Genomic DNA, 14,489 nt, shown 5'->3' with positions numbered 1-14,489 from the left:
CGATTCTCGAGAACGTAGCCATGGGAAGGTGCAGCGATGGCGGTGTTCGAGTACGACGGCGAGACGATCTGCTATTCCCGACACGGAACCGGCTCGCGTGTGGTGATCTTCCTCCACAATTTGGGGTCCAGTAGGTTGATCTGGGAGCCGACCATCACGGCCCTCGACCCGACTTACAGCGCATACGCATTGGACTTTCCCGGCTACGGAGATTCAGAGCTCACCGCAGTGCGAAGTGTCGAGTGGCTCGTGGACATGGTCGAGGCGTTCGTCGCCGAGATCGGCGCCACCCGCCTTGACCTGGTAGGAAACTGTGTTGGTAGCGCAGTCTCACTGCTCCTGGCCGAACGTCGGCCTGAGCTGATCGATTCGATGGTGGTGTTCAATCCAGCAACCGCAGCGACCTTGAGGCCCACGCCGCTCGGATTGCTCAGCCGCCTGGCGGCACGGAGTCTCTTTCCCCGAGCGATACTCGGCTCAGTCTCGCTGCCCAAGACCGTTGCGAAAGCGATCATCTGGTTCCAGACAGGCTCAGGAAGCGTGACACCCGGTAACACGAGACTTAAGAATCGACTTCAGGAGCTCTGGACCGACAAGGGGCGAATGTTCCCAATGGCGTCGGTTGCGCCGACCCTCTCGAGGCCATTCACCCATATCGATCGGATGGTTTCGGACACCTTCGCCGGGATAGATGTCCAGATGGTGTGGGGCGAGAAGAATCGGATTCTGTCCGCAAAGGAAGGCCGCAAGCTTGCCGAGCGCCTTGGGGTTCCCTATCTCGGTCTGTCCGCTGCTGGGCACCTGGCAATGCTAGAGGTATCTCCCGATCTGGTCCCGCAGATGCTCGAACGGGCGCACACCGCTCGATGAGGACGACCATCGGTCTCGTTTCCCATCGCCGTCCGCGCTGATCGGCGACATCGTAAATATATAGACAGCTGCTCGACGGGCAGATCCCGCCGCGAGCCACCTCGCACGGAACTGATCGGAGCCGCAGCGTGTCCGGGCACCCGCCGCGCAGGTGTCGTCAGGTGCCGCTCTCAAGAAGTACCCACGCCGTTGCTTCACCTACGGATATGGAAACATCCCGATCTACATGGCGTGCGCGGCGGTCGGCGCGGGCCTGCATGTTGTGACGCTGTCACTCGAACGTGAGTCGATCCTGCCGGAGACAGCGACGCTCGTGACCTTCACGGTGCCTGACGGTATTCACCTACGGACTCACGTTTATGAACGCATCGGTGGCGGGACGGATCGTCGTGCAATCGTCCTCGGTGCCGTCACGGCCGTCGCCGGAACTCTGAGGTCGATCGCTGGAGCGCCCCTGGTGGCCCGCGTGTGCGTCGTTGGACTGATGCCGGTCGCGGCAGTGGTCACGCTCGAGGTCGGTTACGGACTATGCACATCGGTCGATTAGCAAGACCTGCCGCCTCAGAGCCAGGAAGATCCCGAGGGCTCGAGCGGTATGCCTGTCTGATCTCCAGAACTCCAAGCCGGCCGACCACCGGTCAGGCTCGGACCGCCTGAATGTCGAGCGTGAGAGTCGCCGTGTTGCCAATCTGGGCGACCCCGCCGACCAGCGTGTCGTCGAAATCGATTCCCAACTCTTTGCGCCGGATCGTGCCGGTGGCCCGGAAGCCCGCACGGTGATTTCCCCACGGGTCGTCGACCTCGCCCAGGTACGTCAGCTGGAGCGAGACCGGAACCGTGGACGTCAGCATGGTCAGTTCACCGTCCAACGTCCATGTCTCATCCGTCGCCGGGATCACTCGACTCGAGCGGAATCGGGCCACGGGGTGTTGCTCGGTGTCGAAGAACGCCTTGGAGCGCAGGATGTCATCGCGCATCGAGTTGCCGGTGTCGATGCTGGCAGTCGTGATGTCCGCGACGACCGAGGACGCCTGGGGATCGTCGGCCACCGTGATGGTCCCCGAGAACTCGGTGAAACGTCCGCGAACCGACGCGATGCCGAGGTGGCGAACACTGATCTCGATCACCGAGTGTCCGCCGTCGATCTCCCACTGTCCCGCCGACGGCGTGGGGGCGGCCCCGTCCCGCACCAAGGCGATCTCACCGAGGCTCATGGTGCCTGCACCCGATCCCACAGCGACGCGGGCGGCCGGCTGATATCCGGGAGCCGTCGCGACGACGGTGTACATCCCCGGAGCGAGATCAGAGACGCTGACCTTGCCCTCGGAGTCGCTGTGCGCGATCGCGCACTGCTCACCGGTCTGCGACATCACCGTCACCACTGCGGATTCCACCGCTGCGCTGTTCGATCCGGTCACTCGAGTCTTGATAGTCGTCAACTCGTACTCCTCTCGTGTCGTGTGTCGTTGATTCTTCGACGGTTGGTGGTGTTCCGCCGTGCAGCTGGCAAGGCGGAGGAGGGAGGGATACCGGTAGGTATCGCGACCGACGACGACGCCGCCAGGTGTGCGGCGGGGCGTCGCCAACCATTAATGAATCGGCGACACGCGGCACTAGTCGACTGCGCCGAGGACGAAGTCGTGGGTGGCTACTCGGCCGGCCGCGACTGCGATCGTCTCTGCGACCGGCGCGTAGCCGTTCGCGATGACCGTGTGGTCACCGTCGCCGAGATTGGGGAACAGGTATCGGCCGTTCTGGTCGGTCGTCGTGCTCGACACGATCTGGCCTGCCGCATCGAGAAGCACTACTTGGCTCTGCACCACCGGCCGCGCGTCTGTGCCTTGACCGGAGTCCACGACGACGCCGCTCAGGTCGGCGACCGTGTGCACTTCGAGGTTCAGGACCTGACCGTTGTCGCCCGCCACGTCGATGGTCTCGGCGATCGGATCGCAACCGGCGGCGGTGATGATCACGGTGTGGACGCCGTCCACCAGCCCGCCGACGTCCCAACTGCCGTCTGCGCCGGTAGACGTGGTGGCGACCACCTGGCCTGCGCGGTCGGCGATCGCGACTGTCGCCTGGACCACCGGCTCGCCCGTCGCGGACGTGCGCACACGCCCGCTCAGGACCGCCATGGATCCGAGGATCACCTCGACTTCAGCGGGCGAGGCGCCCAACGTCACCGGTACGGCGCGCGGCTCATGGTGCGGCGCGGACACCACGAGCACGAGGCTTCCGGTCGCCGTCACGTCGGTGCTGAACCGCCCGTGATCGTCGCTGACGGTCCGGCCGACCTGGCTTCCCGCCGGATCGATGACCATCACCGTCGCACCGCTCACCACAGCGCCGTCGCCGCGAAGCACGCTCCCGGAGATCACTTCGACTCCGCAGACAGATTCTGGGCAGACAGATTCTGGGCAGACACGTTCTGGGCAGACAGGTTCTCAGCCGCTGCACCCAGTTCGATGTCGAGCGTGTTCCGCTGTCCCGCAGCGACACTCACCTGAACGGCCTTCGGTTCGTACATGTTCGCCACGAGCGTGTACTTGGCGTCGTCGAGGCCTTCGATCCGGTACCAGCCGTCGGCGTCGGAGGTCATCGACGCGACGATCGTCTGATCCGGTCCGATCGCGGAGACCGTGGCGCCCGCGAGAGGACGGCCGTCGACGGTGCGCACATAGCCCTGGACGCCACCGACCGCCGTGAGCACGAACTCGATCGCCGCGGCACTGCGGCCTTCGACGGTCACCAGTCGGCTGCTCGGCTGATATCCCGGAACCGACGCGGTGACGGCAACCGTGTCTCCGTCCGACAGTCCGTCGAGCACGAACTCGCCGTCGGATCCCGCATGGGTCTGCGTGATCACGCGTCCGCTCCGGTCGGTGACCACGAGGTTCGCCTGCAGACGCCGCACGCCGTCACCGACAGTGCCGCGCAGCATTCCGCCGCCCGTCAACGCGAAGTCGCGCCGCAGCGCCATGCCTTCGACGACCGACACCGAGATGGCCTTCGGCGCCCGATCCGGCGCCGTCGCGATCACCGTGTAGGTGCCTGCTGCGAGGTGCGCGACGGCGTACGTGCCGTCGGCGCTCACCTCGGCGCGGCCGGCCTGACGACCGCGGACATCGGTGACGGTGATGGCTGCATCTCGCAGCGGCTCGTTCGCCGGGGTGCCGATGGTGCCGACCAGCGACATGTCGTCACCGGACACCGGGCCGTCCGCCACGGGTGCAGTGACGGCCGCCGCACGAGGCGCTTCCGCCGGAACAGCGACGGGCAGAGGCACGTCGCTCCCCGCGTTCGCCGCCTCGACGCCCGGCTTCGGACGCGGAATGAGTGCGACGACGATCAGGGCCACGATCGCGGCAGCTGCCGCGATGCCCATGATCCACTGGAACGCCTCTTCCTTCGGAATCACTGCCGACCCGAGCGTCATCGTCATCTGCGCGACGATCACACCCGAGATCGCGCTGGCGAACGACGTGCCGAGCGATCGCATCAACGTGTTGAAGCTGTTCGCAGCGCCCGTCTGCGAAATCGGAACGGCGCCCATGATCAGGGCAGGCATCGCGCCGTACGCCAGGCCGGTACCAAAGCCGATGACCACGCCGACCACGATCAGCTGCCAGATCGAATGCAACGTGAATACGCCGAGGATGTATCCGGCAGCCACGACCACCGCACCGGTCATCAGCGTGAGCTTGGGACCGAAGTTGTTGGTGATCGCCGACGACAACGGTGCGGCGATCAGGAGCATGAGACCGAACGGCGCCATCACCAGGCCGGCGACGAGCATCGATTCGCCCATGCCGTAACCCGTGGCCTCCGGCATCTGAACGATCTGCGGGAAGACCATGCTCGCCGCGAACATCGCGAAGCCGAACACGATCGAGGCGATGTTGGTGAACAGCACCTGCGGCCGGACTGCGACGCGGAGGTCGACGAGCGGATGCGAGACGCGGAGTTCGAGGATCGCCCACACGATGAACAGCACGACAGCGACACCGAAGCACACCAGGGTCGTGGTCTCGCCCCATCCCCAGTCGGAGCCCTTGGAGACGCCGAGCAACAACGCGACGAGGCCACCCGACAACAGCAGGGAGCCACCGAAATCGAAGCTTCCCTCGGCCCGGTCCTTCGACTCCGGCACAACGATGACGACCGCGACCGCACTGATCGCGCCCATGATCGCCGAGACCCAGAAGAGCATGTGCCAGTCGGCGTACTCCGCGAGCGCAGCAGCGATCGGGAGTCCGAGGGCGCCGCCGACGCCGAGGGAGGCGCTCATCGTCGCCACCGCTCCGGCCAGCTTCTCCTTCGGGAGGACGTCGCGCATGACGCTGATCCCGAGTGGGATCACACCGGATGCCAACCCTTGCAGGGTTCGGCCGATGACCACCGGGATGAGTGTGGAACTGAGCGCACCGATCACCGATCCGACGATCATGATCGCGATACTGATCAGCAGCATGCGTCGCTTACCGAACATGTCACCGAGCCGACCCATCGTCGGGGTCGCGACTGCGGCTGCCAGCAGAGTCGCCGTGATCACCCAAGCGGTGTCGCCGGCGTCCGCGTCCAAGTATTCGGGCAGGTGCGGGATGATCGGGATCACCAGCGTCTGCATCAGCGCGACGACGATGCCCGCCAGGGCCAGAACCGCGACGACCGCGCCGGTCACCGGCTCCTTCTCGTCTGAGACGGGCCTCCCTAGGACGGCGTCGTCCACTGTCTTGTCAAGCATCAACTACACCTCATATGCGACGTCGCTACGTTCGGCTCGATGGACGTCTGCCACCGCTGACCGAATTCCACACTCCCCCGACTCGCCTCGCATCCCGAGACCGTCAAGCACAAGAGCACGATCGGTACCCTATGTGGAGGATCCTCCGGATTGCAACGGGCGTGTCCGTATTAGGGTGGTATAGCGACACATATGGAGGTGCACGTCACAATGGGTTCGACACCCGAGCCGGAAGCCAGGCTCCGGTCCGACGCGCAGGCCAACTACGCCCGGATCCTCTCCGCCGCGACACGGGTCATCGATCGCGAAGGACCCGACGCTCCGCTGACGACGATCGCCACCGAGGCATCAGTCGGGATCGCCACGCTGTACCGGCGATTCCCGACCCGCGGCCATTTGATCGAAGCGGTGTATCGACATCGGATCACGACGCTGTGCGACAGCACTGCGGAGATTCTCGCCGTCGAACCGACACCACAGGCCGCGCTGCACACCTGGATGGCTCGCTACATCGACCTCCTGATCACGAACCAGGCCGTTCCCGATGCCATCAGACATGTTCTCCTGGCCGATCAGAGGTTTCGGAACGAGAGCAAGGAGAACCTGACCCGCGCTCTCGAGACACTCCTAGATGCGGGACGACGCACCCACGAGATTCGCCGCGACATCGAGCCCGGCGCTGTACTCCGCACTCTCACCGGAATCGGATTCGTCAGCCAGACAGCCGAGCACGCCACGCAACCTCTCGAGTTGATCATGAGCGGCCTACGCGCGTAGTTCTGCGGTGCCAATGGCCCGCCGTTCGATTCCGGGCCGTAGTATTTGTCGCTCGATCACCGCGACGACGTCGCGGGAGGCTGCCCGTCTGCGGCTCTGCTCGACGAGATCGCTCGGCAAGGCGCAGAGGTGGCGACGGCTTACCAGAGCGGCGTCGCCGTCATCATCGACGAGATCGCACTCAGACTGACCAGCGACTGGTCCTTCGATTCCTCGGTGTCGACGACTCGTGCAGTAGGGCTGATGACGGTCCTCATGTCTAGCCTCCAACTGGCTCGAGCCGTCGCAGACGAGAAGGTGGTTCAGCAGGTTCTCACCGCAGGCATCGAGAACGCTCGGGTGCTGATGACTAACGTTGGCCACCGCGATGTCGTGCGCGGAGGCCTTCGGCCAGTCCCGAAGCCGACGACGTGACCGACGATTTCGCCCAGCTCGGAACCACCTTGACTACCACCTTCCCCTTATCCTCACCAGCTAGGAGGTGGCGATGGTGGAACTACCGGCGGCCAAGGTGGTGGCGATGGTGGACAGACTGCGGACCCTGTTCTGCTTCCGGCGATTATCGGTGGGGCCATCCGGATTCTGCCCAGAGTGATCCCGAAACTGATTCCGAAGAAGATCCCCGTCCCGCCACTGGATCTACCCGGTCCGGACAAGTCCAATCCAGACTCAGACACCGAAAACGATGCCGAGCTCGAGAAGGACCTCCGCGAACTGCAAGATCTCCTCGATCGCATCGAGCAGCAGATGCGGGAGGGACAACCCTGGTGGCCCAACCACCTGAGCCCCCGCGACCTGGAAGACGAGATCGGTCGCCAACACGGCTACGCGACCGACCTGGAAGACAGACTCGATTCCATTGACGACGAGAACCTCAAACAGTGGGGCAAAAAAGAGGTACTCGACCGGTACCGGCAGTACCTCGAAGAACTATGGGACCACGAGCACCAGCAACCAGGAGACCGCGGCTCACCCGGCGGCCAGCATTGCCACCGTCACCGTACTACCGGCCGTCCGGGCGACTAACCGTCACAGTGACGTTAACTTTGTGGTCGTTTTGGTCGGTCGGGGATATTCTAAGGGCTAATGGAATTCGATATGGCATTCGAATTACTGCCACGATTCGCCGGAGTCTGTCACTGCCACGGGTTGGAAAACCACTGGTAGAGCGTTTGGATACTGCCAAGCCCCAGCGGAACCTACATGTCAGTGGATTCGGCAGTAAATGGGGTGTTTTCCGGGGTGGATGTCAGTAGAACTGGGCGGTTTCCGGCTACCCCCTGAGTTTCCGGGCTATTTGTCAGTTCACATTCCCTGCGGGGCAGGGCGTGGGCCTCTGAGTCCTTTTGCCTTTCAGATAACGCTCCAACCTGGCCTAACGACGGGCGTCCCATCCTCTCTCAATTGACGTGAATATATCGCAATCTCAGGGTCCCGGTCGACCATCAGGTCGTACACTCTCTGAGAAGCAATTAGATCACCGTTCTTTTCCGCAAAATCGTCCTCCATGAACAGACCTTCTACTACGATTCGACGTAGTTCGGGAAGGACTATTTCCATCTCGGGATCAGCGTAGCTCGAAATTGGCGAAACTGCCCCTCGAAACGGCAGCCAGAAAATCCGTGCTCAACGACTGACTCTGCAAGCGGTTCAGTGAGCGCATATATTCCGTGCCTCCCGATTACCTCCCGGTGAGGCGTGTAATCGAGCTAGAATTCAGTAATAGAACCATCGACGATCCCTGGCCCGTCTAAATATTCGACATGAGTATTTGCGGCGTAGGCTAATCTATAGAAAGTCACTTCATATCCTTCTATAGTTCTGTGGACTATAGATACTGAATAGCCTGTACTTCGCTCATCCAACTGTCGATTATGGATTTCAGAAATTCCAGAATATCTTCTGGGGCGACACCTTGTGCAATCTGTTCAATAGTCGATTCAGGAACTCCTAGTGACCTAAGAATATCATCACCGAGGCTACTTCCTGACATAGGCGGAGGAGGCACCATCCACTCCCCAGCGAGGATGTCTAATAATAGCACCCCGATTCGATCCCCCGAATCACTTCAGGGAGACGCTCAGCTGGAATAGATCCACCGTCTTTCCCGGGTGTAATACCAAGTCTCTTATATATGTAGTCCCAGGCTTGCCGAAACAAGGAAAGATGAATCCTTGGATTGTCCCTCATCCGGAATGCACGAAGATTCCCCGGGGAGTCTCGAATATTGCTGTCGAATATCTCAGGAAAGTAGTCGAATACGGCTTGTTCGATGGCGTGATGGAGGACTTTTCCAATTGGGCTGTGACCCGTCGATTCCCAGTATATTCGACGGTATATCGCGAGCATCTGTACGAGATAGTATCGCGGGTCGTCGGGGCCGGGGATAGGAACTTCGCCTGTTGGCAGCTTTTCTGGATAGTCGGGGTTGCTGTTGCCGTCGTCTCCCTGGTCGTCGCCCTCTTCGTTTGGTGCTATCGATACGATGATTCGGTCGATGAGGTCGCGGAGGATGTCGTCGGCTTCGGGTGGTGCGTCGTCTCCTTCACTGCGGCCGGGGCCGTGTGGGGTCTGTGGGACGCCGAATGGGGGTTCCTCGTTGGGCATCTTCGGGTGTACGGGTGGGTTCGACGGGTCGGGGGTGGGTGTTTTGGGTAGATCAGGGGCGGTGGTGCCTCGACCGTCGGTCGACGGTGATGGCCGCGTACGTCAGTGCGGTGATCACCGCGAGGGTCCTCTGTCGGATTTAACTGTTCTATGCGTTTGCTGGATCCTGTTGTATGTTTGCCCCACCAGTCGTGGCTGTGTCGGTTCATTGGGGGCCGGCGGGTACGCACTGCATAACTAGAAGGGGGCCGATCGTGGGGTCAGTCAAGAAAGTCATCGCCGGAGTGTGTACTGCGGCAGCCATCGGAACACTCGGGGCTACCGCTACTATCTCGACTGCGGGAGAAGCCAATGCAGTTCAGATAGTCCAGAGTAGAAGCCACGTCATGGTCTGGCTCACCGTCAGTGAGACCAAACAAGCCGCCCGCATGGGACTGGCCAACTTCCTGAACCAGCCCGCCGTCCGCCAGCACAGCATGGTCTCGGTCAATCCCGACTCGGTGTACCAGCCAGTCACGGTTCCCGGCAGGGGTAAGAAGATGATTTACACGACCCCGCAACGACTGGTCAACGAGGCGGCATCACACCGGGGCGGGCGCGCCGGAATCGGCATCCACACCAGCCGACCAGACAAGCCGATCAGCATCGCCCAGTACTGGCCGTAGCCAGCACCAGACGGTTCACTCGAATCGTTTCAACCACAGTGCCCCGCACCTCACATCGAGATGCGGGGCACTTGCACGTCCACGCCCACCCCGCACCGCGAACGACGAGACCGATGCACGCATACCACTCGTCAACACACGCCCCTCGCCCACGAGCACCAGCACCGGAACCAGGTCACCACCAGATGTGACATGCGCCATACTATTTGCCCGGCAGTTGCCTGTTCCTGTTACCGGCTGTAGCGTCTGTCTCATCTGTTGGGGCGATTCGGGGGGAATCGTCCGGGTTCTCCGGCGGGATCCGGTCTCGTAGATATACGAGCTCTGGATGCAGGACCGGCCGGGGCCGCGGGCATGTTTCCTGGTGTGGTTGCCGTCTGAAATGTGGGGGAAATCGTGAACAAGTCAATCGGCATCATGTGCGCGGCCGTAATCGCATTTATCAGTGTTGCTGGGTTCGGTGCGGCGGGTGATGCGTCGGCTGGTCCGACGCGGTCGTTCGCTGACAAATCGGTGACGCGCCATTCTGATGACGGCTGGACGGTGACACTGTCCAAGTCCGGCGAGAAGATCCGCAGCGTGCCCGCTCTGAGTCGTGGTCACGGTTCGTACGAAGCGTTCCTATCGTTGCGCGGAGCCGCAGCACTGTCCGGTACCGGAACCGTCCCCGTCGACGCCGCGGTCGTCTCGACCGGCTTTCAGGTCTCGTGCCAGTGGCAGATGGACGGGGTCAACGTCGGAGTCACCGGCGGTCCGACGGCGCAGATGTCGATCTCGTATCCGCCCGCTGTGGTGTTGGGTGCGCAGGTGATGCCCAATATTTCCACCACGTTGAAGAACGGTGTGTCGGTGGATGTCCCGTTCGGGCAGAAGCCCTTGCAAGGCCCGTCGGCCGGTGTCCGATTGGACGGAGTCCGCGTGGAGATCGCCGGATGCGTCGGTGCACGCCCTGCCGTGCGGGCTTATGTGCGGGTGGCGATGACCAGCAAGGCCAACGACAACACGTTCAACCTGTACGGCACACCCCACCTGCTCTAACCCTGCCTTAGCCAGGTGTGCGCGTCTACCGAGCCCGTGCCCGCGCCCGCTAACCCACTCAATCGGAAACATCTGACCGCTCGGCACCAGCCACACACTCCGGGGGACGTGAAATGACCACCAACACCAGCAGGCAACCATTGACCACACCTTATGGGCCCAAGCATTCACGCCAAGCTCAAGACCAACAGACCGGTGGCGCTACGCCTCCGGTAACCAGTCCAACGCCCCCTCCGCCCGGTAGTACCGATCAGCAATCGCCAGGTGTGGATCGGTCGGTGTCGGTGTGGACGATGCTGGCGTTCATTGCCGGGTGCACGATTCTGGTGGTCGCTGCATGGAATCTGCCGAACCTGGCCCGGTGGGGCGATGAGCACGGAACCGTCCTGGTCTTCCTCGCGTTCTTTATGGTGATGTCGATCGGTGGCCGCTGGTTCTGGACCGGTATCGACGCCATCTGGAGCGCTGTGCGCGGCAAGGGCCAGTCATGAGCAGCACGAACAAGACCGCTCGCATGCCTAGCGGGGCGAGACGTCGTGGGGCAGCGCTCGCTGCCGGTATCGGAACACTCGGCTTCACTGGTGCGATCCTTACTGCCGGGTTCACCGGCGGTGCTGGTGATGCTGGCGCGGATGCGTTGTGTGATCAGATGCGCGCCCAGTACGGGCCGAGCTGGCCATGCATTAGCGTGCCCACGTACACGCCGCCGCCGACGATGCCGACCCAGCCGAACACCCCGAATGCTCCGGGAGCCCCGTCAGGGAACGGCCCAGTCATCGGCGGCGATGCTGGACCGGGACCGGGGCAGGGTAACGGCACACCCATCATCGGCGGAACCACCCCAGCACCCCGCCCGCCAGGAAACACACAAGCACCCGCGAACAGGCAGCCACCTGGAGTACCGACCAGACAGGCACCCGGCACGATCACGGTTACCCCGGCTCCCGGACAGCGTGAGGAGCCCGGCCAGTCCGGCCAGCGAGATGCCGGGTCGCCCGGCCACACGACGGCCCCGGCGGATGTGCCGGTCGGTGAGCCTCACTCCGGATCGAGCGATGAAGCGCTTCTAAGTCCGTCGACGGACGATGAGCCGACGATCCCGCTACCGATATGGGTTATCGCCGGGGCTGCGGCCGTCGCTGCGGCCAGCCCACGCGGACGATCACTGCTCAAGCGTGGTGGATCCACCCGAGCGACGGTCGGTCCGTCGCGGATGGTGTTGATGCACGACGAATCCTCGCCCACCACCTATAGGTTCGCGATGAACGTCCCACCCGGCGGGCACACCAAGGTCAACCCCGACGGGTCCGCGATCATCTATGACAAGGACGGCAACGCGATCCGTCAGGTCGCGCGTCCGTGGGCCTTCGATGCCGCCGGACGGCCACAAAAGACCTGGTACACGGTCGATGAGAACGGTGACCTCATCCAGCATCTCGAACCGGCCGACAACGCGATATTCCCGATCCTGGCCGACCCGTGGGTTTACAACGGAGAGGGTGAACGGGTGTGGGTCGATCAAGACACTCTGGATTTGATGCCAGGGATTACCCCGAACCTCGACACCGCGAATACCCAAGATGCTCCACCAGCGGACATACCGCCTGGCGGTGGAGTCACCGCACAAGATATCCCTGACGTCCTGGCCGACCCACCATCGCCCGGCAATCCCACGATCACCTCATCAGGCAACACGTGGAGCCACGAACAAGGCTGGAACACCAACCCCGACGGCTCGGTCACCGGAAGCAACATCTATGCGGTTACCCCGCGATACGGCGATCCCGTCGTCACCGAAACGCCCTTAACTGCTGAGCAGCAGGGGATGCTCACGACGTTGGTTCCGAACAGTCGGGTCGAGACACGCCCGGACGGGCAGACGGTCTTCGTTCCAACCACCAGTGCCGATGGCCTCACTGCGCAGGACATCACCAATCTGACGGTCGACATGCCTGAGCCTGGCGAAGCGCTTGCCCTACAAAACGGTGGGACCGCAACGGTCACGCGCACCGCTGACGGAGGACTCGTCTACGACACCCTCCACGTCAATATCGAGAACGGGCAAACCCTGGAATCGACCACGCTTAACAAGTCACTGTCGATCGACCGAGTCGAACAGGGCACGAGCCCGGCCAACACCCCGTCAGTCATCACAACAATGAAGGACGGTTCCAGCGAAACCCGATACACCGAGACCCTGCCCGAACTTGGGAACAGGACTCTGGAATACCTTGAAGTGCGAGACACCCAGGGAAAGCTGATCTACACGCTCGTCACCTGGGAAGAACTCGGCCAAGAGTTCGGTGTTATCAAATACGGGGACGGATCGCATCCCGAGTGGACGCAAGACCTCAGACCCGAGGAGATAGCCACCCTATCCGATCCAACACCTGAGGAATCCCTCCGACTTCGCGAGACGATCGGCGAGCACGTCCGATCCCTCGAGAACTCGCCCGATGACACCGAACCCACCGATCCTGGCGCAGCAGCAGAACTCGCAGGAGTACTCGTAGCCACAGGCAGCGGACTGTCAACCCGCAGTATAGGCACAGGACCAGCAACCCCCTGGATCCTCGGCGGAGGACTCCTAATCTGGGCTGCCGGCGCCGCAATATCGACGGCAATCGACAACACCAGCTCAGACGACCGCGGGGATGGCCGCAACGAGCTGGGACAGTTCGCCGGACCGAACGGCGCACAAAACGGAAAAGCAGCCGAGCAACAAGGACTCGATGAACTGCAGGTTGAAAACCCAGGACTCATCCGAGACCAAAAGCGCGCAACAGTCCCCGGCGTCAACCACGGACGATACTACGACGGACTCATCCCTAACAGGGATGGCACCTACACTGGAGTTGAAATAAAAAGCGGAAACGGAACAAAGAGCGCCAACCAACGGGCATTCGACGACGCCGTATCCCCAGAAAATCCAGCTAAGGTAAAATTGTCAGATGGAAGGGAAGTAGACGTAGTAAGAGTCCGGGATGTCGATGTTCCGGCAGTAAAATCAGAAGGTAAGTGAGAGTATCCCATGGCAGTTCCCACACATATCATCGATAATGGCAAATACGCTTCTTGGGTGGGCCCCAATGAGGATCTCTATAGTTTTCTAACTCCGTTACAAGTGATGGATGGCGAGAATCGCTATATGGGGGTTATGTTCCAGCTGATACGACCGGGGTGGAACGGTGACCTTTCTCAGGAGGAGTTGGACCACAGTCGGGAGAACTTTGTTCAGGCTGCCGGTAGTTCTGAGGCGATGACGGTCGAGGTCCGTTCCGGCCATGGCGAGTCTGCCTGCCTTTACACGGTGGGTCGCCTACCTGCAGATTCTAGAGATAAGTCCGGTTCTCCTAGCGTGGAGGTACGCCGGGCAGACAATACTACCCTCATTTTCTCAGATGAAGTGTTCAATGCCGAAGAAGCCGCTGACATCTTCTACCATTACTATAAAAATGATTCGATTCCAGAACCGTATTTTCTGAGGAAAACAATCTGGTAAAGAGTTGTCGCGTCAACGATCGATAATTCATCGGGTACCCCGATCGCTGATCAATTCGTATAGGTTGTCGCGCAACGTTAATCGAGTCCGCAACAATGTTGCGATATCACCCATTTGCGATACGGTACGGCGGACGAAGCGCCGCCCAATGAGTCCGTCAGCGGAATCCCAGGCCCGCAATCCCAGCTACCCAGGCGGCTACCAGCCCGCGGCATGTACAACTTCCGCTGCGAAAAAGGTCATCACCCGAAGATCTCACCGATCAGCTGGCTCGAGCGCGGCTGCC

General features: G+C 61.8%; 14 protein-coding genes and 1 pseudogene. 9 read left to right on the top strand and 6 right to left on the bottom strand.

The window, feature by feature from the left end:
* Window positions 1-36: 36 nt before the first annotated feature.
* Window positions 37-870 (top strand): alpha/beta fold hydrolase, encoded by an 834-nt coding sequence (locus tag L5G32_RS18015; RefSeq protein WP_237012454.1) that lies wholly within the window; start codon window positions 37-39, stop codon window positions 868-870.
* 638 nt (window positions 871-1,508) lie between these two features.
* On the opposite strand, the gene L5G32_RS18010 is transcribed toward L5G32_RS18015, so the two are convergent.
* The 4 genes and pseudogenes from L5G32_RS18010 to L5G32_RS19510 form a co-directional block, all read right to left on the bottom strand.
* Window positions 1,509-2,309, bottom strand: a complete 801-nt coding sequence (locus L5G32_RS18010) for a YceI family protein (RefSeq protein ID WP_265739186.1) — start codon at window positions 2,307-2,309, stop codon at window positions 1,509-1,511.
* Window positions 2,310-2,483: 174 nt separating this feature from the next.
* Window positions 2,484-3,248: an MSCRAMM family protein gene (locus tag L5G32_RS18005; RefSeq protein WP_237012452.1), complete on the bottom strand. Its 765-nt coding sequence runs from the start codon at window positions 3,246-3,248 to the stop codon at window positions 2,484-2,486.
* On the bottom strand, window positions 3,245-4,066 hold the full coding sequence (locus L5G32_RS19515; RefSeq protein WP_237012481.1) for an MSCRAMM family protein: 822 nt from the start codon (window positions 4,064-4,066) through the stop codon (window positions 3,245-3,247). The genes L5G32_RS18005 and L5G32_RS19515 overlap by 4 nt, the downstream gene beginning before the upstream one ends.
* Window positions 4,067-4,195: 129 nt before the next feature.
* Window positions 4,196-5,497 (bottom strand): annotated as a pseudogene (locus L5G32_RS19510) (MFS transporter); the annotation flags it as partial.
* A 327-nt stretch (window positions 5,498-5,824) separates the two neighbouring features.
* Here L5G32_RS19510 and L5G32_RS17990 point away from each other — a divergent pair.
* The 3 genes from L5G32_RS17990 (at window position 5,825) to L5G32_RS17980 (ending at window position 7,417) form a co-directional block, all read left to right on the top strand.
* On the top strand, window positions 5,825-6,391 hold the full coding sequence (locus tag L5G32_RS17990; RefSeq protein WP_237012451.1) for a TetR/AcrR family transcriptional regulator: 567 nt from the start codon (window positions 5,825-5,827) through the stop codon (window positions 6,389-6,391).
* Between the two features lie 45 nt (window positions 6,392-6,436).
* Window positions 6,437-6,805, top strand: a complete 369-nt coding sequence (locus L5G32_RS17985) for a hypothetical protein (RefSeq protein ID WP_237012450.1) — start codon at window positions 6,437-6,439, stop codon at window positions 6,803-6,805.
* 177 nt (window positions 6,806-6,982) lie between these two features.
* A complete protein-coding gene (locus tag L5G32_RS17980) occupies window positions 6,983-7,417 on the top strand; it encodes a hypothetical protein (RefSeq protein WP_237012449.1) in 435 nt (144 codons plus the stop codon).
* Window positions 7,418-8,422: 1,005 nt separating this feature from the next.
* On the opposite strand, the gene L5G32_RS17975 is transcribed toward L5G32_RS17980, so the two are convergent.
* Entirely contained in the window at window positions 8,423-8,998 is a 576-nt protein-coding gene (locus L5G32_RS17975; protein ID WP_237012448.1) for a hypothetical protein, read from the bottom strand.
* Window positions 8,999-9,384: 386 nt separating this feature from the next.
* Here L5G32_RS17975 and L5G32_RS17970 point away from each other — a divergent pair, with 386 nt between their 5' ends.
* The 3 genes from L5G32_RS17970 to L5G32_RS17960 all read left to right on the top strand — a co-directional run bounded on the left by L5G32_RS17970 (window position 9,385) and on the right by L5G32_RS17960 (window position 11,192).
* Window positions 9,385-9,663: a hypothetical protein gene (locus L5G32_RS17970; protein WP_237012447.1), complete on the top strand. Its 279-nt coding sequence runs from the start codon at window positions 9,385-9,387 to the stop codon at window positions 9,661-9,663.
* Between the two features lie 396 nt (window positions 9,664-10,059).
* On the top strand, window positions 10,060-10,701 hold the full coding sequence (locus L5G32_RS17965) for an MspA family porin (RefSeq protein WP_237012446.1): 642 nt from the start codon (window positions 10,060-10,062) through the stop codon (window positions 10,699-10,701).
* 293 nt (window positions 10,702-10,994) lie between these two features.
* Window positions 10,995-11,192 (top strand): hypothetical protein, encoded by a 198-nt coding sequence (locus L5G32_RS17960; protein ID WP_237012445.1) that lies wholly within the window; start codon window positions 10,995-10,997, stop codon window positions 11,190-11,192.
* A gap of 154 nt (window positions 11,193-11,346) precedes the next feature.
* Here the strand turns inward: L5G32_RS17960 and L5G32_RS19290 are convergent, their stop codons facing one another.
* On the bottom strand, window positions 11,347-11,478 hold the full coding sequence (locus L5G32_RS19290; RefSeq protein WP_265739185.1) for a hypothetical protein: 132 nt from the start codon (window positions 11,476-11,478) through the stop codon (window positions 11,347-11,349).
* Window positions 11,479-11,923: 445 nt separating this feature from the next.
* Here L5G32_RS19290 and L5G32_RS17955 point away from each other — a divergent pair, with 445 nt between their 5' ends.
* Entirely contained in the window at window positions 11,924-13,723 is a 1,800-nt protein-coding gene (locus tag L5G32_RS17955) for a hypothetical protein (RefSeq protein WP_237012444.1), read from the top strand.
* Window positions 13,724-13,732: 9 nt separating this feature from the next.
* Window positions 13,733-14,203: a hypothetical protein gene (locus L5G32_RS17950; RefSeq protein WP_237012443.1), complete on the top strand. Its 471-nt coding sequence runs from the start codon at window positions 13,733-13,735 to the stop codon at window positions 14,201-14,203.
* Window positions 14,204-14,489 lie beyond the last annotated feature (286 nt).

The sequence above is a fragment of the Gordonia zhenghanii genome (genome assembly GCF_021738965.1).
GTDB classification, from domain to species: domain Bacteria; phylum Actinomycetota; class Actinomycetes; order Mycobacteriales; family Mycobacteriaceae; genus Gordonia; species Gordonia zhenghanii.
This window is presented reverse-complemented; position numbering and strand designations above follow the sequence as displayed.

Coding starts and splice junctions, on each gene's coding strand:
- L5G32_RS18015 (WP_237012454.1), top strand. CDS start 37: ATGGCGGTGTTCGAGTACGACGGCGAGACGATCTGCTATTCCCGACAC.
- L5G32_RS19515 (WP_237012481.1), bottom strand. CDS start 4,066: ATGTCGCTGGTCGGCACCATCGGCACCCCGGCGAACGAGCCGCTGCGA.
- L5G32_RS17990 (WP_237012451.1), top strand. CDS start 5,825: ATGGGTTCGACACCCGAGCCGGAAGCCAGGCTCCGGTCCGACGCGCAG.
- L5G32_RS17975 (WP_237012448.1), bottom strand. CDS start 8,998: ATGCCCAACGAGGAACCCCCATTCGGCGTCCCACAGACCCCACACGGC.
- L5G32_RS17970 (WP_237012447.1), top strand. CDS start 9,385: ATGGTCTGGCTCACCGTCAGTGAGACCAAACAAGCCGCCCGCATGGGA.
- L5G32_RS17960 (WP_237012445.1), top strand. CDS start 10,995: ATGCTGGCGTTCATTGCCGGGTGCACGATTCTGGTGGTCGCTGCATGG.
- L5G32_RS19290 (WP_265739185.1), bottom strand. CDS start 11,478: ATGACTGGGCCGTTCCCTGACGGGGCTCCCGGAGCATTCGGGGTGTTC.
- L5G32_RS17955 (WP_237012444.1), top strand. CDS start 11,924: ATGCACGACGAATCCTCGCCCACCACCTATAGGTTCGCGATGAACGTC.
- L5G32_RS17950 (WP_237012443.1), top strand. CDS start 13,733: ATGGCAGTTCCCACACATATCATCGATAATGGCAAATACGCTTCTTGG.